Here is a 19935-nt window from a genome sequence, read left to right on the forward strand (position 1 = left end):
GCAAAAGAAAAAGGCCCCCGAACGTCGCCGTCGCGGAAGCCCTTCTCGGTCTGTAGCAAGCTGAGAATCGCACTTCCCCGAATCACTGTCAAGAGTCATGGCGCCGTTTCGGCGAGCAGATTTCTTTTGCCTTCTTGAAAGGTGAGGGAAATGGAGAGTGGGTTTGCGACGACGCCCTTTGGGCGGCGGCCGATGACGCTTGCCTTGGTCAAGGCCAACAAGGCTTCACGACAGGTTCCGGAAGGGGCAGTCGTTGAGAAATGGCAGGTCTACAGATGGCTATGCGAGGGCAAGTCGATCGTCGGCGTCGGGGATCGCGCCCTGGCGGTGCTAAGCGGGCTGCTGACGTTTTATCCTGACGATCAGATCAGTGAGGAAAACGGGTTAATGGTCTTCCCGTCGAACGCTCAGCTGTCGCTGCGGGCGCACGGCATGGCTGATTCCACACTGCGCAGGAACCTGGCCGAGCTCGTGAGTTGCGGCCTCATCATCCGCCGCGACAGCGCCAACGGCAAACGATTTGCCCGCAAAGGGCAGGGCGGGGCTGTCGTGGAGGCCTTCGGGTTCTCGCTGGCTCCGTTGCTGACCAGGGCCGCGGAGTTCCAGCAGGCGGCTGACCAGGTCCGTGCAGACGCCCGGGCGCTCAGGCTGATGCGTGAGCGCATCACGCTGCATCGCCGCGATATTCACAAGCTGATCGACGCTGGCGTCGAGGAGGATGTGCCCGGCGATTGGGGCGCCATCTGGAGGCGTTTCCGGGCGATTGTGGACGCAATTCCGCGCCGCGCAGGGTTGTCGGAGCTCGAGGGGATCGTACGCGAATTGGTCGATCTGCGCGATGCGGTGGACAAGCTGCTGGAAAGTTTCACGAATACCAAGAATCCGAGTGGCAATGAGTCCCAAAACGAGCGGCAGCAATCTGATTCAAACACAGACTCCACTTTTGTATTTGAACCGGCTTTCGAGAGAAGCAGGGCCGAGGTCGAGCCACAATCAACCATGGCCGCGCAGCCGAAAGGGTATCCAATCGGGCTTGTGCTGAGGGCTTGCCCCGAAATTGCGGACTATGCCGCCAATGGGATCGGCAATTGGCGCGAGTTGATGATCACCGCCGCCCAGGTCCGCGGCTATCTGGGCGTTTCACCCTCGGCCTATGAGGAGGCCTGCCACGTGATGGGGCAGGAGGTGGCAGCAATCGTCATTGCCTGCATTCTCCAGCGCGCCCAAAACATCAACTCGGCTGGCGGCTACCTGCGTGTGCTGACCGAAAAGGCTAGGGCAGGGGAGTTTTCTGTCGGACCGATGCTGATGGCGGCGCTGAAGGCCAATGGCGTAGTTGCGAAGAGGACAGGATGAAAAAGGGGGCATCCGTACGCTTTCGCGAGGTTGGCAGCCGCGACGCGGTCGTCTTTGGCGTATAGCGGTTAGATTACTGCCCTTGCTGGTAGCACCATGTGAGGCGAGATATGGTCTCGCATGGTTTGGAGAAAGTCGATGCTGGGATTTGGGGATGTTGCGGATGTGCTGGGCCTGGATTCCAAGGGAGCAACGGAAAGGTCGCCCTTTGGACTGATCTCGCGGATTGAAGACGGGCTGCCTTTTGGCACGCTCGATCGCATGGCGCATCTGTTGGCTCCCAACGACACGCAGTTCAAGTATCGGCTTATTCCCAAGGCGACATATGAGCGTCGCAAAATCGCCTTGCGCCTGTCGTCGGACGAGGGCATCCGGCTCGCCCGCGTGGCGCGGGTATGGAGCCTTGCACTCGATGTCTGGCGAACGGAGAACGACGCACGCCATTTCCTGTTTAGGTCTCACCCCATGCTCGAGGACAAGCGCCCCATTGACGTTGTCATTCAAAATGAGATTGGGGCCGAACTGGTCCTCGATATTCTGGGAAGCCTGAAGTACGGCAGTGCTGCGTGACAGGGCAAATCCTCGATCGCGTACTGTCGTGCTTTCGCATAGGGGATCCCAATGGCGCCTATCGGATCTTTGACGCGACAGGATCAACGATAGCGCCCGGAAGATGGAACACAGCAGGAACCCCGATCATCTACACGGGCCAGCGCTATTCGACCGCGTTGCTCGAAAAGTTGGTGCACGGTAGTGGGCGCTTGCCGCCCAACCAGCACTACATCAGGGTCGCGCTGCAGCAAGGGCTGAGCTACGAGGTTTTCTCCCCACCCTCACTGCCTGGCTGGGACACCATACCTGCGTCGGTCAGCAAGGCGTTTGGCGAGTTATGGTGCCTCGAGCGGCGCAGCGTGATTCTCCTGGTGCCCAGCATCGTGGCACGACCACCAATGTACTTATCAATCCCGCTCATCCAGAGTTTCCGTTGCTGCGTGCCAGCCTGCATCAACCGATCTATTGGGATCGACGACTGTTCGGCGCAGGATGATCTTTGGGCGGAGTGGATTCGGGGGCAGGGGAGGGGCGGTTTACAGCCCTGACGCCTTGGTGAGGTTGACGCGAAAACGGTCGCGACGGCGCTGATAGCGTCGGGTCATCTCAGCGGAGGCATGGCCGAGTTGCTTTTGCACATACCGCTCATCGACCTCGGCCGAGGAAGCCAGGCCAGCGCGCAGCGAATGGCCGGAAAACCTCTGTCCCCGCTCGCTTTCGGAGAGATCGGCGCGCACGCCGGCAGCCAAGGCCGTGCGCTTGACCAACCTGGCCACCTCCTGATCGTTGAGCCGATCGACGCCGACCGTTTTACCCTGACCAGTAACACGGCGGAACAAGGGGCCATGCGCGATGCGGGCAAAGCTCACCCAGGTCTCGAGCGCGACAATCGGGCAGGTGGCGTCGGACGAACCGCGGCCGATCTCTACCTCGCGCCAGCCGCTTTTGCCTCGCAGCGTAACAAGAACACCTTTGTCGAGCACCTCGACCCAGCCGCGGCCATCCTCGGTTTGATCGCGGCCAAGATCGAGGCCGACGATTTCGGAGCGGCGCAAGCCGCCTGTAAAGCCCAAAAGGAGCATGGCGCGGTCACGCAGGCCGCGCAGCGTGCCACGGTCGAGCGTCTCCAGCATGGCAATAAGATCGTCGCGCAGCACGGCTTCTTTCTGACGGGGCGGGGTGGCGTGCGTGTTGCGGATGCCGGCGAGCACCGTGGCGATATGACGGTCCTTCCGGTCAAGCGATTGGCCGCGCTGCGTGTAGTTCCATGTCAGGGATGACAGGCGGCGCTCGATCGTCGCCACCGCCTTTTTGTCCCTTCCACTGCCCGAAGCCTGCGCGGTGATATAGAGACCGACGGTCTGCGGGTCCGGCGGCGATGGATCAAAAGACTGGCGCCTGCACCAAGCGCAAAAATGCTTCCAGTCGGCTGCGTAGGCGCGACGGGTGTTCGCCGAACTTGCTGCCTCGACATAATCGCGCGCCCGGTCAGCGAGCTTTTCGAGATGCGTAGGCAACGATGTCTCTCGCGGGTCAAGGACCGGCGGGGGAGGGGAGGGGCCTTCATCCGGCCGCCCCATCTCCATGACGACGTCGACAATGTCCGGCAGGTCATCGGCGCCGATTGCGTCGGTGGACATCATCAAATTACGGGCTTCGCCCATCCAGCATCGTCCATTTTAATGTCGCAGCACTGCGATTCTTCGGAGCGAAGGTGCGGCCAAAGTGCGGAATTGTCCATCGCGAGCTGTGTGACGGTATCGCGGTTGCGCCCGGTCCGATTATCGCCACCGGGGCGGACTCCTTGTCTTTGTGTTCAACATCTTTTATATTTGGTTCAACAGATGGAGATCTCAAGATGACCACACGGGGCGCAGCGACAGCCGAAAGCGAGGAGCGAATCGCCCACACGCGCAACCGTCTGGTGCTTGACCAGGCGAGGGCGGTCGGCCTGCTTGGCGCGGCCAAGAACACACGCCTTTCCGGCAGGGTCCCTTCGGAATTGATCGAGGCGGCAAAGAAGCGCGCGCACGTGACCTCCGACACCGAGCTTTTGGAGCTCGCCTTGTCGCGGCTGGCCCTCGAGGATGATTTTGGCGCCCGGCTAGTCGGACGCAAGGGCAGCATCTCCGCGGACATCGATCTTGGCGTTTGATCTAGGAAGCGCACTGCGTTCCCTAAAACCACAGCGGCGCAGCGCGGGGCCGGAACGGCGACCAGACTCCACTCTGTCCTGGGCAGTTGACCAGCCGCCTGTCGGCGGTGCATTGCTCCTCGACACCAGCGTCTATTTGGATGTCCTGCAGGGACGAACGCCCGAGGCGGTCGATAACCTCCTGACCTCCCGGCTCTGTCACCACTCGGCCGTCTGCCTTGCGGAACTCAGCCACGTCTTCGGCCGGCTCGACCCGGCGCACCACACGACGAAGTCGGTCCTGGAAGCCGTCTCGGACACGATCGGCGATATTCCGGCGCACCGGCTTCATGCACCAGACGCCACCGCTTGGGGACGCGCTGGCATGCTTGCCGGCCTGTTGTTCCGGCTGAGCTATCTGCCGAAAGGGGAGGGGCATGAACGCCGCTTCCTCAACGATGCGCTGATCGTTCACCTTGCCGGTGTGCTCGGGGCGACGGTCTTGACCGGCAATGTTCGTGACTTCGATTATCTCAACCAGTTGGTTCCGTCGTTGCAGGTGATCTTCTATCGCGCGGCGCCAGGACTGCGCCCGCAGGGTTGAAAGCGTCAGTGGAAATATGCTCCGCCATAGCCTTACAGGGAAGACTGTCGCGCTGTGGGATGGTCCGGAAGGTCGCTGGGCGTCTTTTTTGGGCTTCTGCTCGACGAAAACGGCCATTTCACTTACAAAGCGCAAAACGAACGATAATGCAAGATTATCGTTTGTCTTGGCTCTACGACAGGCTGTGCGCTTTGAAGTGAGAATGGTGGCAATAAGCGCACGCCTCTGTTACGCTCCCAGACATGATTCCGACCGCCGCGCCGCCACTTTCCCCATACCAGCCCCCGGCCGTGCCCGCCTGGGCACTGCCGCGCCGGCCCGTCACGGGCGACGCCGAGGCCGCCTTCCTCGCCGGTTCGGCCTTGACTTCACTGGACAATCTCGTCCGCGCCGACCTGCGGTGGGCCGGTGCCTGGCGCCAGCGTCAGGCGCTCAAAGCCGCCGCCGCTGCCGTGCGCCTCGCCGGCCGGACGGAAGACGAGGCGGCGCTGCGCGATGCTTGGTATCTGCGCCAGCCCGGCGACGATCCAGGCCCCGCAGGCACTATCCTGGCCGCGTGGAAGCGCCTCGCCTCCCGCTCGTCGCATGTCGACGGCGAAAGTCTGTGCGGCATCGCCGAACTGCTCGGCCTGCACTGGAGCGCCGAGCTTGCCACCTTTCCGGATCGCATCGACGACCTCGTCCGCTCCGGGTCGCCGGCGCCCTTCGCCGCCGCTGCGATCGCCGCCCAGCTGCAGGCTCTCCGGCCGGACGGCATCGTGCTGGCCTGGTGGCTGGCGGACCTGACGCTAGCACAGCGTTTGCGCTGGGAGCGGCCCGTGCCGCTGCTGGTGACGCAGGTCCACACCGCCGCGTTCCGCGCCGAGGGCGGCCGCGGCCGCATTCGTCCGGGAGAAGAGGGGTTTGAGCGCGCCGTCTGCCTGGCGCTTGTGCAAGCTGTGGTCGATGCCTGCCGGCTGGCCACGGAGATTGGGCGGCGGGCCGAGCGGTTGGCAGTGGTGACGCCAAAACTCCGGGCCAAGGGGGCGGGGGAGGCGATCAGTCTTCTGTTGTCCGAGGACGCTGTGTCGGGCTTGTTGGTGACGCCAAAGCTGTCGCGCTTCGCGGCGCGGCGGCTGTTCGAGCGGCTGACCGACCTCGACGCCGTGCGCGAGCTCAGCGGGCGGCCGACCTTCCGGCTCTACGGGCTTTGAGGATGGCGCGACGGGCTAGATCCAGCGAAGGGCTTGATACCGAACTTGCGGACCTTCCGCCCGAGCTGCGCTGGCGCGAGTGGATGGGCCGGATCGAAGCGGTGATCTTCGCGTCGCCGGAGCCGGTCGGCCGGGAAGCGCTGACCCGCGTCGTCGGCCGCGATTGCAACATTGAGCTGATCATCGACGACATCCGCGACGAACTGCGCGGCCGGCCCTACGAACTCGTCTCCGTCGCCGGCGGTTGGCAGCACCGCACCAAAAAGGGCTTCGCCAACGCGATCCGCACGGCCACCGGGCTCGGCGACAATGTCCGACCTCTGTCTTCGACGGAGAGCCTGGTGCTGATTTGCATCGGCTACTTTCAGCCGATCACCCGCGGCGAACTCGGCCAGTTCTTCGGTAAGGAGGTCAGCCGCGATTTGATCGGAACGCTCCGCTCTCTCGGCTTCATCGCCTCGGGTCCGCGCAGCCCGACGCCCGGCGCGCCTTACACCTTCGTCACCACGCCGGCGTTCCTGTCGCAGTTCGGGTTCGAGACCTTGCGCGATCTGCCAGACATGGAGCAGCTCGAGGATGCCGGGTTGCTCAGCAAGGAAAGGCTGTTGGCCGGCGATTTTCCAGGATCCCAATTTGATCGCGACGGAGAAGACGCGACGGACGATAATGGCGCGAAGACTTCGGACACGAGTGAAATGTAAACGTCGGCTGAATCGCCTGTTTAGCCACTCTATAGTCGGATCTTATCGCAGGCGATCAATATCGACGGTGCGTCCGCAGGATTGCTCCTGTCGCCTTGCCTGACTTCGCATCGGTTCCGACAAGAACCCGAACGCGGGGCTTCTGGAGTTCTTTCACGGCCAAGCCGAAGGGGCTCGTTTCGTCCATGACATCCGTTCGAACCGCGCCTGCGGTCGGCTCAGGATTTGTGTGGCATTGGTTTGTGGAGTGCCCAGAGACGATCGAAGAAGCCTTCGATTTCGGCCGGCGCATTGGCGCCGGCGAGTTCGTTGGATCCAAAGCGATAGATCTCGTAGCCAGCCAGACGAAGATCGCGATCGGCCGAGACCATGTCCGCATAAAGGGTGAGCGAGGGTTTCAATTCGGCGCTGAAATGCTGCGATCCATCCACTTCGATGACGACACGCTGATGGCCGGGGAGCAGCAACAGGAAATCCATGCGCTGCGGGCGAAGCCCGGAGCGATGCCGGAGAAGCTTTACCACGGCGGGATCGTAGTGAAGATAGACCTGCGGGATGAGCGCCGGCAGCGCGTCGCCGAGGCGTGGCCGGTAGATCTTCAAATAGGTACTGAACAGGGTGCGTTCGGCATCCGAGGCGAGCGAGGCGTGCAATCGCTCGCCGAGCGCGCGGGCGGGTTCGTCGGATGCCGGATCCTGCGACCGCCACCAATCAACCAGTTCGCTCCAAAGGAGGCCGTCGCGCCGTATGGGGCGATCATAGACCCGGCAGCTCGCGGCATTGGAGAGGATGACGATGTCGTTGTTGATGGCGTCGGAGAAGCCGATCTCGGGCTTTGGGCCATTGGAGGCGAAGATCAGATTTTTGGGGGCGCCGACCACGCCACCGGCGATCGGCGCGAGACGATAGAGCGGATAGCCGGATTCCTCGCCGTCGACCATCAGCTCATATCCGTCGCGCCGCAGTACGGCGTTGATCGAGGTGACGAGATCGACCTGTCCGGGTCCACGTCGCCCGAGGGGATGAAGCGCGGCCTCGATCAGGCGGGCGAAGCGGTCGCGGGAGCATGTGAGGGCGCCGATCTGCTCGAAGAGAAATTCGACGCTCCAGTCACCGAAGTTGCGGACCATGTGCTGGTCGATCTCGTCCGCGAGGGGTCGGGCCGAGAAAAAGCTGGTGCCGACGAGGCCCATGGGGAACAGACGCTTGACAAGCTCGACAACGCTCTGCTCGCCGGACAGGTCGTCACCGAAGCATTTGGCGACATCGCGCCGGGTGATCTCCGTGATCCGGGGGCAATCCCTTTCCAGAACGGCCCAGCCCGCCTCTTCCAGGCCGAAATCCCCGAAATGCGCCCCGATCTTGCGCGCGATCTCGCCGAGCTCGTACTCGAAGGCCGATCCGCGCCCGATCGCGCTTGCTGATATTGTCCTCCTGCGGCGGGACCGTGATGCCGGCGACGGCCGCGACGATCGGCATCTGCTCATGAGTGGAGCGCGTCTTGAGGTATTCAGCTAGGCGCTCGCCGAGATTGGGTTCCGCGCTCATATAGCGATCTCCGGCACGCCGGCGTCGGTGAGGAGCTGGTAGAGCTCGGCGACATTGTTGCGCGCACCGCGCTCCTGGCAGAACGCGAAGATGGCGCGCTGCTTGGCGCGCGAGAGGGCGACGAAGAAGGCGGCTACTCGCTCGGGATCTCCGGGAACATGCGCCCACCAGGCTTGGTCATCAAGCCCAGCGAAGACGATCGTGTCATATTCCAATCCCTTGCTTTTGTGCACGGTCATCATCGGGATCTGGTTGACGCCCTCGAAGGCGTCCAGACAGGCGGTCCAGTCGGCGGCGCCATCGGCCGACGCGAAGAAATGCAGGCAGAAGGCCTCAAGGATGATTTGGAGGAGGTCACCGACACCGTATTCGGTATAGGTTCGGGCGATGGCTGCCAGGTCGAGATATTCAAAGACTCGCGTCGCGAAGTCAGCGGCGCTATTCCGGGATGGAGCTGTCGCCGCCATATCGGCGCGAAGCGCGGCAAGGAAGGCGGTCAGGTCTGCCTCGACCTTCGCCGCGCCGATGTCGTCGTCGGCTACGACCGCCCGGAGCGCCAGAACTTCGGACGAGACCAACTGCCAGGCCGCAGGCGCGCGGCGTGTCGCTCCGAGGCGAAACATTGCGATCGCGAGGCGACAGAGGTCGTCGGACAGGAGATCCTGAAGCGAGGTTTTCCCAAGAGCGTGGCTCTCGTTGCGGATGCGCAGGCCATGGGCGGCGAACGGTGATGCGAGCTCGTGCTCGTAATCATCGGATTTTTGCTTGACGAGGAGCGCATAGTCTCGCGGCGATCGTCCACGGGTCCCAATGTCATTGGCGAGCCATCGGGCGAGATGCGCGGCTTCGGCGGCTTCGGCGGCTTCGGTCTGGCTGCGCCAGACTTGCGCCACGGCGCCATCGACCTGGCGCGCCGCACGGGCAACTGTCTGAGCGGCATTCGGATCGAGCGCGCGCGCGACGACATGCTGGATGGCAACGAGATCGGGCGACGATCGGAAATTGAAAAGCAGAGAGAAACGGGCTGCACCGAAATCGGCTTCAAGCCGCTGAAACGCATCCCTTCGTGCGCCGGCGAATATCATGATCCGCTGCTTGTCGTCGCCGACACCTGTGACGATGGTTTGTCCACCGGAGAAGGCCGAGAGCAGGAAGTCGTATTGCGCGAAAGTCGTGTCCTGGAATTCGTCGACGAAGACGAAGGTGTAGGTGGCGACCAGCGCGTTGCGGATATGCGGATTGGCGCGGAGAAGGAGCTCGGCGAGACGGTTGACGCTGACAAAAGTCAGCGAGGAGGGATGGCCAGGCCGCAACTGCGTCGCCCACCATCGGGCGATGGTGAACTCTGCTGCGCTTTGCGTGCCTGAGGCGCGAGCGGAAGTCGATAGCCGCCGACCACCCGCGCTTCGAAATCCGTTGCACTGAAGGCAGCGATGTCGGCCTGCCATTCCTGCGGCGCGTTGAGGCGCGCCAGCGTCAGGAACTGATCGACCTGCCACCGCTTGGGAAAGGCGATGTCATAGGGTCGGGTGGGGCGGCAATCGGCCGGGACGGCGTTGAGAAACCGGTCGACCAGGCTCTTGCAGAACGAATCGAAGGTGAGCGACGCGAAGCGGTTGGCGAGCTCGGGAGGGCAGCGCTGGCGAACGCGCGCAGCAAGATTGCTGGCGGCGTCAGTCTTGAATGAGATCGCCAGTACGCGATGCGGCGCATGGCAGATCCCGGTTTCGAGGAGATAGACCGCGCGTTGGGCCAGCAATTCGGTCTTGCCGGCGCCAGGCCCAGCCACCACGCATGCCGAACCGCCGTGCCGGAGCGCATTCCACGCTGCGGGTTCGAGATCGTCGATGCCACGCGGGCGCCAGTCGTCGGGACGAACAAGAGGCATGATCAGGCAACTGCCGGAGCCGCAGGCGTGAGGCGGGCGACGATCGAGGTCAGGAGAGTTCGGATTTCCGGTGGTGCGCCTGCGGCAAGAACGGCAGAATCCTGATTGCTCAGGACGCGGACATGGGTGCTTGGTTTGCCCCGCCTGCCCACGGAGCAGGCTCGTCAGTTGCTTCGCAAGTACCTTCGTCTTCAGCTTGATCGGGATAGGCCTTGAATTCCGGATCGAAGCCGAAGATGATCGCCTCATGAGGGATACCGCTGAATGTCCGACTTTACAAATTGTGTTTCGAAAAGGGACTGACGCCTTCCGGCCCCATACCTGCCTGTCGCGTATTCCGCCGGCAGGGACCGTGGTGGCTTGGAAGGCGTGGTGTGTGGGTTAATCGGGCGGCGGGCCGCACATTTTGTAGACGACTGTGTCAATTGCAGTGGTAGCAGAACGAGACAAGGTGCCGGGATCGCTACGAATCTCACCTAAAACGGAGTCGTACATCGTTTTCGGCGTGGCACCCGCTTTCGACAAGCATTCGTTGCGATGCTTGGTAAGCCGGTTGCCTAGGTCATCGTTGAGTTCGTAATCGTCCAGCATATAGCTGATGGCGCCCCAAACAAAACCAGTCCCGAACATTTCGTTGTCTTGAAGCAGTTCCGCTCCCGATTTGGCGTACGCTGACGCGGTCAGTGAAATTACTCCCGCGACAATCAGAGCAAGTTTGAGCATCAGGCACCTCCGCCCCCATGCTCAAGCATCTCACACCCCGCGAACGGCTGGAAGCCTTCGCGCTCGATATGAGCAAGGTCCCACGGTGGCCGGCCGCAGTTGTCGACGATGATGCGGAAGATGCTAGTGATCCAGACGGCCTCAAATCAGGACATTGATCGAAGTGTCAGCTGAAGGTTTTGGGCAGTGACAGTTGGTAGCTGAAAGACCAAAATGGGGTCGGAAGCTGAACGACCGCTTGTTGCGAAGCCTGGCTGCGACCTGACGGACCGCAGTCGGCCACTTCCGGTCATTCACAAGCCGGCCGATAGCCCAAGTGAGCCAGTGCTGTTGACGTCGAAAACACATAGGCCGCCACTACATGTTTGTTTTTTGCACTTCGAAAGTCGCATAAAAGGGCAGTGTGGAAGTGGCCTCTGGATTGCTTCAACGCGAGCGCTCATCTGCGGCATTCGCCTCGAGCTTCAACTTTTCAAGGCGCGCTCGGCAGATTGTTTCAATTCGATCGATGAGGTCGGAGACGCGCTCTGTAAGCCACTGAAGCGCTTCCGGTGTGATTTCGAAATGCCGAGAGTAGCGGGCTTTCACATAGGCTTCGTTGATAACGTTGAACCATGCAACGAAGCGCTGGTGATCGCGGGGCCATACCTCAGCGAGTTGCTGAGCCTGATCCTCAGCGAGGCTACGTAGGAATTTGATGTTGTGAGATGGAGGACTGTAGTTTGTCAAAATCAGCAGCAATGCTGCATAGGCCTGCTCAATGGCTTGGTGAAGTAGGAAAGCTGCCTCCTTATGGTTCGCTTCCCCAATGAGAAATTTAACCGTCTTCGCAAACACCCGTGCGTGCGGCAGCCTATCCTCGAAGTGCTCCCGCGCCACCTTCGCGACGTCGGCAGGTCTTGCGATGATCGGTACAGCAAGGGGCTCCTCGTCGAGCTCATAGAGGACAACGCCATCGCGGCGGATATCGACAAAGAAATACTGCCCCTCTCGCAAGGCGGTGTTCACCTCGCGGCGTGAGTGGACGATAAAACTCACCGGAGTGTCGATCTCTCGCATCAACCGGTCGGCTGCTACCTGCCAGTACTCAGCGAAATCGGTCAGCTTTCGATTGTTGACGACAATCAGGAGATCGAAATCGGAGCGGTATCCCTTCTTGGTATGCGCCTCGTCGACCCAGCCACCGCGGGCATAGGATCCGAAAAGGATGATCTTCAGAATGCGCCCGCGCTTCTTGAAATCGGCCGTTGCGCCCTTTAGCGCATCGTCGAATTCCTCAAGCAGCACCTCCACAGTCCTGGTCAGCGCACGCTGCTTTGGCGGTGGAAGATGATCGATGCTGGATTTCATAAACAAAGGTCGACTGCCTACTAGATTTGCATAGCCGGGAAAGGGCCACGAAACCCCAAAATGATCCGTCGGATCAGGTGAAGCAACGCAAATGTCATTCTTGTATTGTGATGATTTGTGTCGCCTGGGCGCAAATTCTTTGCAATGAACGAATTCGTCCTTCCGGCTTGGGCGACTTTCATACGCGCGCCTCGTTCTCCAGACCCCGGATGAAGGCCAGAACTGCCTCGACCTGGCCGTCGGCGACCAGTTCGGCCGCGGTGCGGTGGCCATGGTCGGCAATCGGCTCGTTGCGATACCAATAAATGGCCTTGTCGACGTCGCCGGCAAGTTCCGTCACGGCCGAGATCACCTTGACCATCTCCCGCATCCGACCCTGCAAGCGCTCCGACGAGGGATTGCGCAGCGTGTTGCGGTGGACACCGGACAACTTCGCCAGGTTAGCCACCTTCACGCCGAGCGCCTGTGACAAGCGCTTCGGCGAGATATAAGGAGTACGCGGTTCCTGCAGGCTACCGACGAAACCTGAAATGGCTCTGGACTGCGCGAGCTGTGCCTGGGTCATGGCAAATTTCCGACCTCTCATACGCACAAGATATGCACATCCAAACGCATAGCAAGCGAACAGAGGCCTAGCGGTTCGGTAATTGCAGACATTGGCCGCCATGGCAACCAGCCTTCCAAGCTGAATTCGAAAGGCATCCGCGCATACGTCACGCTCACCTAGCTTGTGGGGGAGTAAGCACCTTGCTGTGCGTGCCGTCGCAGCCGAGACGAGCGGCGTAGGGGCTGACGCCAGAGCGCCTTCCGCTTGCGCGCCGCCGCCGGCAAGGGAAGCTGCTGCGTGAGCATGGCGTTGCGATACCCCCCGCCCTTGCCGCGTTCGAAGCGCAGCAGCATGCGCTCGCTGTCGACATCGGTGACCTTCAGTATCGACACCTCGGCGACACCCAGGCCCGCGCCATAGGCAACCGACAGTGCGGCCTGGTGCTTGAGACACGTGGTGGCGTTGAGCAGCCGAGCGACCTCGTCGCGGCTGAGCACCACGGGCAGGTTGCGCGGATGCGACAGCCGGACAAGCCGGCGCGCCAGGTCCGGGCGGTCAAGCGTTTGGGTGAAGAAGAAGCGTAGCGCCGACACGATGCTGTTCATCGTCGGCACGGGAACGCCGTCTTCCTCCTGCTCGATCTGGAACCGACGCAGGTCATCGGCGGTCGCTGTGTCTGGTGAACGCCCGAGGAATGTCGCAGGCGTCCGATATAGCGGAGATAGTTGCGCTGCGTCTCGCGTGAGAAGCGCCGCATGTTCATGTCGTCGATCAGACGCTGCCGCAGCGGGCTGATCGAAGCTTCGAGAATGGGATGGTGCATGGTCAGGCTCCTTGTTGAAGAAGGTCGTCATGCTCTGCCCCTACCGAACGACGCTCAACGTGAGCGCGACGACCGGTTCTTGATCTCTACCTCAACCGCAGGCACCCCCTCCCGCGCAGCGCGTTCGTTCTCCGGCCCCAAACAGGACATTCGGTACGCCGACTCTTGATATCGGCTTCGAGGCGCATTTCTGACATTCAGTCTGATCAAGCTGCAGCGCATGGCAGCTTTGCGCCTCATCCTCGCCGTTCCCGGGCAAAGTGAGCCGTCCTGAAAGCGGCCATTCGTTTCGATTGCCCGTTTTGCTACCTATGGAAATCGACGGCGGCTCCGGATAAGGTTGCGAGCAACCGAATACCTCCGAACTTGATACGGAATGGTTCTGTGCATGGGCACGGCGTTGGGGAGACAGAAGGGGGAAAAGTTTGAGGATATCTCATGTCGGACTTCAAATGTCGGCGATCTCAGTGTCGCATTCTGTTGGACCGCCGGGCTGCCGACAGGCAGACATAATTTCGGATTGTTGATTTCGAGTGCCGGACGGAGATGCTCGTCTCGCTATTCGAGATACGGTGTCAACACACCTTCGATCCATTTCATGAATGCGCGGACTCGGCGCGACAGATTGCTCCGATGCGCTACCACGAGGGATACGGCGAGCGCCCGGCGCCGAAAATCGGGTAGGATCTCCACAAGCGTGCCACTCTCCAAGTATCGACCAATCCCCAGGAGGGGCGCTTGTATCAGGCCAAGGCCGGCGAGGGCGGCGGCTTCGTAGGTCTGAGCGCTGTTGACGTGTAGCGCACCCGGCAACTGAAGCGTCGCGTAGCTGTCGCCGTCCGGATATTCCCACCCATGGGGTCTTGCGCCCAGCGTCGTCGAAAAATGAATTGTCCGATGTTCCTGACGCTGGAGATCTTCTAGCGATCGAGGGACGCCATGGCGCGCCAGATAGGCGGGACTGGCAGCGTTGACCATGCGCAACATGCCCAGTGGCCGGGCAATCAGCGTCTCGTCCCTTATGGGACCGAGCCGCAATACACAGTCGAACCCCTCTTGAACCAGATCGACCTGCCGATCCGTGCTCGACACCTCCAACTCCAAGCCGGGGTGCATCGCCATGAAATCCGGCAAGGCCGGCACGATCGTTGTGCGCGCCACCTCGGTCGGAAGATCGACCCGTAAACGACCGCGAAGTGCTACACGATCGCCTGCGAACATCGAGTGCAGATCATCGACTTCAGCAAGCAGATCGCGGGCACGCGCATGAAATGCGCGTCCGTCCTCCGTCAACTGTACGCTGCGCGTCGTCCGGTGAAGGAGCCTGACACCGACATCTTCTTCCAGCCTCCGGACCGCCGTTGAGGCCCTCCCCTTTTGGATGCCCAGGCTATCGGCCGCGCGGGTGAAGCTCCCCATTTCCGCTACCGTTATGAAAATGAGGATGGGCTCGAGATTCTGCATTTTCGCGTCTCGGTATTGTTCATCACAGAGGTAACAATGCGTTCGGTCTGCCGATGTTTATCATGCCCAAGAGACACAGTAAGTCTCCAAATCAGATAACGTATCGGAGAATGACAAGTGTCCAAAACAATGAACCTCTATCATGTGCCTGAAGCTATGACTTTGCATCCCAGCCTGTGGACCGGCCGGATAATGAGCGCGATTGTCGTTATCGCTCTGGTGGCAGATGGGTCCATTCAGCTTTTCGCGCCGGCACAGATCGCGAGCGTGTTGCAGGAAACCGGCTTCGCGATGGACCTGACCCGTGTCCTCGGCCCGATCATACTCACCTGCGCCATCCTTTACGCCATCCCGGCTACCACAGTGCTCGGCGCGATCCTGGTGACGGGCTTTTTGGGAGGTGCCATCTGCGCCCATGTCCGCATCGGTGAGTTGGGGTCGCCGCCGGAAATAGTCTCCCTACTTCTCGGCGCGATGACATGGGGCGGCCTCTACGCGCGCCATCCCCGCATCCGGGCCATTCTACCGCTCATCCGTTGAACCAATAGGGCAGTCCTCTGTCCCTCAAGATCAGGAGAAAACACATGTTTTTAGTGACGGGAATTACAGGAAACGTCGGCGGTGCCACCGCAAGGCATTTGCTGGCGCAAGGCAAGAAGGTACGCGCGCTGGTCCGTGACCGCGCGAAGGCGGCAAGCTGGATGGAACAGGGTGTCGAACTGGTCGACGGCGACTGGAACGATGCGGCCGCCATCAAGCGAGCGCTCGAGGGCGTCGACGGCGCGTTTATCATGTTGCCGGCCGTCTGGGCCCCCTCGCCGGATTTCAGGGAAGCCAGGGGCGTCATCGCGAACTATGTCGAGGCGCTCACCAAGACACCGCCACCACGGATGGTCGCACTGTCGTCGATGGGTGCGAACAGGACCAGCGGGCTGGGGATGATCACGGCCCTGTCGCTTCTGGAGCAGGGCTTTCGCAACCTGACACTGCCGATCGCATATGTACGAGCCGGCGGGTTTTTCGAAAACTTCCTCTACGGCTTGCACGTCGCCCAGGGCGGCACGCTGCCCGTCTACTACAACCCGACAAATCGGAAATCTACCATGGTCGCGACCAACGACATCGGCGCTGAGGTTGCAAGGCTTCTGAGCGGGCCGGCGTGGTCGGGGCATCGGGTCATCGAACTCGGTTCGATGGTGAGCGCGGATGAGGTCGCCGCGCAATTGGGTGAAGTCATGAAGCTCGACGTCAAAGCCTTTGCCGTCCCGCGGGCTGAGTGGCCGGCAGCATTCGAGCAGTTCGGCATTCCGAAGGGCCAGACAGGACCGGCCGAAGCGATGTTTGAGGCCGTCAACTCGGGATGGATGGCCCTCGGGGTCCAGGGTATTGAGCACGTAGCGGGTACGACGTCCGCACGCGACGTATTCGAGGCTGCCCGGAACGCCTCCAAAGCGTAAGTCCTGGACGGTTCAAGGATGAGACGGATACTCCCCGCTTCTCGTCGGAAGCGGGGGAAGCGCTCACAGTTCAAAGCAACGCGAAGCGCCTCTACTCCCGCCTGACTTCCTGAACGCTGTACGCGTCTATTCATTCCATTGCGGCCTTGCTGTTCTCGGCCCCCCAAGCTGCAGGTCGGCAACGCGCCTCACGGCAGTCGTTGCGGTGACCTTTGTCTCTGCCTGAAAGCAGATATTGCCGGCGACAACAGGTCGTAACAAGAGCTGAGGTTGAATGGTTGCCTGTCAGCGACTTTCGACCGGGGCCACCGTGGCGCCTCTTGACCTTACCAATCGCTGTGTATGTGGCCGAAACGGCAACTGTCGGCAGGGTGGTGGAGAGGCGGCAATCAAGCCGCCGCGACACCTGAAGGAACAGTGATCGGCGTCGGCGGTCATCCCGCATTGCTCAATTGGAATTCGTCGGCAACCACGCGTTCATTGGGATTGATCGGACCCAGGTTCTTCACGACCCGGAAGCGACCGCCATGAGCCTGCGCTATGTACATGTTCATGCGAACATGGTGCTGGCCGGGAACCATTTCCGCCGGGCCGCCCGGACCCTCGCTGATGCGGGCATGATCGAGCGCCCGGATGACCGCGTCGCGCTCAACCGTGCCGGCTTCCCTCACCGCCGCTTCCCACATCCTGATCGCCCGGTAGTGGCCGCTGCAGCCGCTGCCCGCGGTCAACATCGCGCTGCCGGGGAACCGGTCCTCGTAACGGCGCAAGAGCGCACGGCCAAACGGATCGTCGAGTTCCTGGTAGTAGTCGAGGCAGCTGTAGAGGCCCTCGATCTGCTCGGGTGGCACGAGATTAAAGAAGTTCTCGTCGAAGTAGGTGCAGACGATCTTGCCGCCCCGCTTGCCGAAACCGGCCTTGTGCAGTTCGTCGAAAAATGGCGTCAGGCCCGGCGGAACGATGGTGTTGAAAACCACGTCGGCGCCGCTCGCCATGATTTGCTGTACGGTCCGCCGGAAATCGACGGTATCGAGGGGGAAGTACTCCTCGCCGACGATCTCGCCGCCGTTGGCGCGCACAACCCGGCTCGCGGCTTTGTTCAACAAATGCGGCCAGATGTAGTCTGCGGATGGCAGGTAGAACTTCTTCGCCCCGGTGCTATTCATCAGCCATGGGATCAATGGCTCGACCTGCTGCGCCGGGACAGGGCCGGTGCAGAAGATCAGGGGATCGTTTTCCTGCCCCTCATATTGCTCGGTGTAGATATAGAGTGTCGTGCCGCGCGAGACCGCTTCGCTCTTGATGGCCAGGCGGGTCGAGCTGTAGATGCCGCCGACAACCAAATCGACCTTGTCGACGTCGATCAGTTTCGCGGTCCTTGCCTTAGCGACACTTTCGGTGGTCTCGCCGTCCTCGATGACGAGCTTCACCGGCCGACCGAGGAGGCCGCCCCCGGCGTTGATGTCGTCGACGAGCATGTTGGTGAGGTTGGCGTTGGCGATGCCCATGAAGGACAACGGGCCGGTGAGTTCGGCGATAAGGCCGATCTTGATAGGTTTCGGGTCCATCTTGATTCTCCAATTCGGGGGTTCGTCGGGCGCGCCACCGCCGAGGCAGGCGGCGCGCAATGTGGACGTCAGGCCTCGCAATGGCCGAGCAGCAGTGCCGCCTGCGGTTTGCCGACATGACCCGCTTCCTGCAGGATCGCGGGCACCTCCGGATCCGATACGAAGTTCTTCCAGCCCTCGGCGTCCCAGTCGAAGATCGCCCAGACGCGGTCAGGCTCGCTGGGGTCGCGGAATACGGTCGCGCCGTTCGAGCCGTGCAGCCGGCGCTTGTCGGCGCCCTTGGTCGAGAAGATACGGATGAAGTGGTCGATGTCCGCCACCTTGGTCGTTGCGAGAAGCATTTGATTTCCTCCTGTCGGTCGCGGCCACCATCGGTCCGTCGACAGGATTAGGATGCGCGCCTCGAGGCAGGCGCACATGGGGTGGATTCCCTATGCTTGCGTTTCGCCAGGGCGGATAAGGCCGTGCTCAACCGCGTAGAGCGCGGCGGCCGCGCGGGTGGTCACGCCGATCTTGGAATAGACGCTCTGGATATGATGATCCGCGGTTTTGGGTGAGATATCCAGCTTCCGCGCCGTCTCCTTCGCGGTGAGGCCGCCGGCAATCAGGCGCAACACCTCGATCTCGCGCGGCGTCATGCCGGCCAGCGCCCGCGGCAGCGCTCGGCGTGAGGCCTGCCCGGCGAAGGACAACACCGCCTCGGCGGCATCGGCGCAGATACAGCCCTCGCGGACCGCAGCGCGCAGCTGAGTCGCCGCCGCCTCGCTGGACAGCGCCTTGCGGTGCGGACGTTCCTCCCGCGACGTCTGGAAGGCTTCGGCTGCCGCCAGGATTCGCGACGCCGGAGACAGGTCGGAGCCGCCGACCTTGCGATGGTAGCCCGAGCCGTCCAGGCGCTCGTGATGGCGCAGCACTAGAGCGCCCATCGCATCGCCGTCACGACCGAAGGACGCCAGCGCCCGCTCGCCATAATAGGCGTGCAGCTGTGCCGCGTCGCGCTCGCGCACCGACAGCGGACCGTTGCGGATCCAGGTCGCCACCGGCACCACGAGTTCGCCGATGTCATGGATGCAGCCCGACCAGCGCAGCGCGCGGATGTCGGCGTCGGGCAGCCCGCTCCGTCTCCCCGCGCCCGTGGCAAGTTCCGACACCATCCGCGAATGGCCCTGTGTAAACGGCATGCGCATGTCGATCATGTCGGCGATGGCGAGGAACGCCGCATCGCAAGCCGCCTCGTCCAGCGTCACCGGCGGATCGGGCTCCAGCGCCAAAATCGTCTCGCGGTCGACCGTCGCGCCGATGCCTTCCATCAGCGCCGCCGCGTTGGCGGCAACGAGCCGGGCCAGATCCGCTTCGTATGGGCCGTCGCCGCGACTGGCGATGGTTTCGGCCATCGCGTCGATACCGACGGTATCGCTGAGCGCAACTACATCCTGCGCCAATGTTATCAAGCGCACGGCCGGCAAAACATCCTCGCCGCTCAGCCCACGCGGCAGACCCTTGCCGTCCCAACGTTCGTAGATCTGTCCAAGGTTGCGCCGGATCTCCTCGGACAGGCCGAGCCGCTCGCCGATTCGCTGCGCGACTTCGCAATGCGCGGTGAGGACCGGGCGGGCCACCGCCAGCGCTTGCGACATCCCGGCCTCGATCGCCTTGGCCTGCACGTCAGGCTCAAGGTCGTAGTATAACCGCTTGAAGGCCTGCACGAAGACCCTGCCCAGTTCCGCACGGTTGCCCATGTCGAGGCCGACAAGATCCTGGCGGAGCGCGATTTCGTCACCGAAGGTGGCTGCCAGAAGGTCCGTGTCGGCGTTGCAGCCGACATAGCGCAGCATCGACTGATGATACGCATTGCGCCGAACCTGTTCGGAAAGGCCGGCAAGCTGGGCGATCCGCATTGCAAGCACACATGATTTCAGCGCGAAGTCGCGAGAATGGCCTGTCGCAAGGTCCGACGCATAGGCGAGGACCATCATGAAATCCGCCCGGCGGATCGAGACATTGATCATCGCCCCCTCCCGAGCGCA

The 19935-nt window shown here is 62.0% G+C and carries 20 protein-coding genes and 1 pseudogene; 9 read left to right on the top strand and 12 right to left on the bottom strand.

Annotated features, from left to right (window positions below; translation table 11 throughout):
- The first annotated feature begins 150 nt into the window (after positions 1–150).
- The 3 genes and pseudogenes from repC (at position 151) to A3A9_RS41430 (ending at position 2404) form a co-directional block, all read left to right on the top strand.
- Positions 151–1356, top strand: a complete 1206-nt coding sequence (gene repC, locus A3A9_RS0132420) for a plasmid replication protein RepC (RefSeq protein ID WP_027062320.1) — start codon at positions 151–153, stop codon at positions 1354–1356.
- A 138-nt stretch (positions 1357–1494) separates the two neighbouring features.
- On the top strand, positions 1495–1926 hold the full coding sequence (locus A3A9_RS0132425) for an antitoxin Xre-like helix-turn-helix domain-containing protein (RefSeq protein WP_027062321.1): 432 nt from the start codon (positions 1495–1497) through the stop codon (positions 1924–1926).
- Positions 1923–2404 (top strand): annotated as a pseudogene (locus A3A9_RS41430) (RES family NAD+ phosphorylase). Before A3A9_RS0132425 ends, A3A9_RS41430 begins: the two are co-directional and overlap by 4 nt.
- A gap of 40 nt (positions 2405–2444) precedes the next feature.
- Here A3A9_RS41430 and A3A9_RS0132435 read toward each other — a convergent pair.
- Positions 2445–3572: a site-specific integrase gene (locus A3A9_RS0132435; RefSeq protein WP_051371349.1), complete on the bottom strand. Its 1128-nt coding sequence runs from the start codon at positions 3570–3572 to the stop codon at positions 2445–2447.
- Positions 3573–3766: 194 nt separating this feature from the next.
- Here A3A9_RS0132435 and A3A9_RS0132440 point away from each other — a divergent pair, with 194 nt between their 5' ends.
- From A3A9_RS0132440 to scpB, 4 genes are all read left to right on the top strand, one after another.
- The gene (locus A3A9_RS0132440) at positions 3767–4063 is read left to right on the top strand and encodes a hypothetical protein (RefSeq protein WP_027062323.1); all 297 of its coding nucleotides are present in this window, start codon (positions 3767–3769) and stop codon (positions 4061–4063) included.
- Positions 4053–4646: a type II toxin-antitoxin system VapC family toxin gene (locus A3A9_RS0132445; protein WP_027062324.1), complete on the top strand. Its 594-nt coding sequence runs from the start codon at positions 4053–4055 to the stop codon at positions 4644–4646. The genes A3A9_RS0132440 and A3A9_RS0132445 overlap by 11 nt, the downstream gene beginning before the upstream one ends.
- Positions 4647–4888: 242 nt before the next feature.
- Positions 4889–5839 (top strand): DUF1403 family protein, encoded by a 951-nt coding sequence (locus tag A3A9_RS0132450; protein WP_027062325.1) that lies wholly within the window; start codon positions 4889–4891, stop codon positions 5837–5839.
- A 2-nt stretch (positions 5840–5841) separates the two neighbouring features.
- Positions 5842–6540 carry an SMC-Scp complex subunit ScpB gene (scpB, locus tag A3A9_RS0132455; protein WP_027062326.1) on the top strand — a complete coding sequence of 233 codons (699 nt, stop codon included), beginning with the start codon at positions 5842–5844 and terminating at the stop codon, positions 6538–6540.
- A gap of 218 nt (positions 6541–6758) precedes the next feature.
- Here the strand turns inward: scpB and A3A9_RS40015 are convergent, their stop codons facing one another.
- From A3A9_RS40015 to A3A9_RS0132495, 8 genes are all read right to left on the bottom strand, one after another.
- Positions 6759–8027: a hypothetical protein gene (locus tag A3A9_RS40015; RefSeq protein ID WP_051371351.1), complete on the bottom strand. Its 1269-nt coding sequence runs from the start codon at positions 8025–8027 to the stop codon at positions 6759–6761.
- Positions 8028–8084: 57 nt separating this feature from the next.
- Entirely contained in the window at positions 8085–9401 is a 1317-nt protein-coding gene (locus A3A9_RS40020) for a 3'-5' exonuclease (protein WP_245279174.1), read from the bottom strand.
- A complete protein-coding gene (locus A3A9_RS45935) occupies positions 9374–10225 on the bottom strand; it encodes a UvrD-helicase domain-containing protein (RefSeq protein WP_245279175.1) in 852 nt (283 codons plus the stop codon). Before A3A9_RS45935 ends, A3A9_RS40020 begins: the two co-directional genes overlap by 28 nt.
- Before the next feature lie 132 nt (positions 10226–10357).
- A complete protein-coding gene (locus A3A9_RS0132470) occupies positions 10358–10699 on the bottom strand; it encodes a hypothetical protein (protein WP_027062327.1) in 342 nt (113 codons plus the stop codon).
- A gap of 426 nt (positions 10700–11125) precedes the next feature.
- A complete protein-coding gene (locus tag A3A9_RS0132480; RefSeq protein WP_027062328.1) occupies positions 11126–12049 on the bottom strand; it encodes a nucleotidyltransferase and HEPN domain-containing protein in 924 nt (307 codons plus the stop codon).
- Between the two features lie 178 nt (positions 12050–12227).
- Positions 12228–12614, bottom strand: coding sequence for a hypothetical protein (locus tag A3A9_RS0132485; protein ID WP_027062329.1), 387 nt, complete (start codon positions 12612–12614; stop codon positions 12228–12230).
- A 158-nt stretch (positions 12615–12772) separates the two neighbouring features.
- Complete coding sequence (locus tag A3A9_RS41435) at positions 12773–13450, bottom strand: site-specific integrase (RefSeq protein WP_245279176.1); 678 nt, start codon at positions 13448–13450, stop codon at positions 12773–12775.
- A 527-nt stretch (positions 13451–13977) separates the two neighbouring features.
- Positions 13978–14883: a LysR family transcriptional regulator gene (locus tag A3A9_RS0132495; protein ID WP_027062330.1), complete on the bottom strand. Its 906-nt coding sequence runs from the start codon at positions 14881–14883 to the stop codon at positions 13978–13980.
- Positions 14884–15000: 117 nt separating this feature from the next.
- Between A3A9_RS0132495 and A3A9_RS0132500 the strand changes: the two genes are divergently transcribed.
- Positions 15001–15423, top strand: coding sequence for a DoxX family protein (locus A3A9_RS0132500; RefSeq protein ID WP_027062331.1), 423 nt, complete (start codon positions 15001–15003; stop codon positions 15421–15423).
- A 44-nt stretch (positions 15424–15467) separates the two neighbouring features.
- Complete coding sequence (locus A3A9_RS0132505; protein ID WP_027062332.1) at positions 15468–16340, top strand: NmrA family NAD(P)-binding protein; 873 nt, start codon at positions 15468–15470, stop codon at positions 16338–16340.
- Positions 16341–16774: 434 nt separating this feature from the next.
- On the opposite strand, the gene A3A9_RS0132510 is transcribed toward A3A9_RS0132505, so the two are convergent.
- The 3 genes from A3A9_RS0132510 to A3A9_RS0132520 form a co-directional block, all read right to left on the bottom strand.
- A complete protein-coding gene (locus A3A9_RS0132510) occupies positions 16775–17908 on the bottom strand; it encodes a substrate-binding protein (protein WP_027062333.1) in 1134 nt (377 codons plus the stop codon).
- Positions 17909–17976: 68 nt separating this feature from the next.
- Entirely contained in the window at positions 17977–18249 is a 273-nt protein-coding gene (locus tag A3A9_RS0132515; protein ID WP_027062334.1) for a hypothetical protein, read from the bottom strand.
- A gap of 90 nt (positions 18250–18339) precedes the next feature.
- Positions 18340–19917, bottom strand: a complete 1578-nt coding sequence (locus A3A9_RS0132520; RefSeq protein WP_027062335.1) for an HD domain-containing phosphohydrolase — start codon at positions 19915–19917, stop codon at positions 18340–18342.
- Between the last annotated feature and the right edge of the window lie 18 nt (positions 19918–19935).

The sequence above is a fragment of the Mesorhizobium loti CJ3sym genome, from assembly GCF_000472785.1.
In the GTDB taxonomy this organism is placed as follows: Bacteria; Pseudomonadota; Alphaproteobacteria; order Rhizobiales; family Rhizobiaceae; genus Mesorhizobium; species Mesorhizobium loti_E.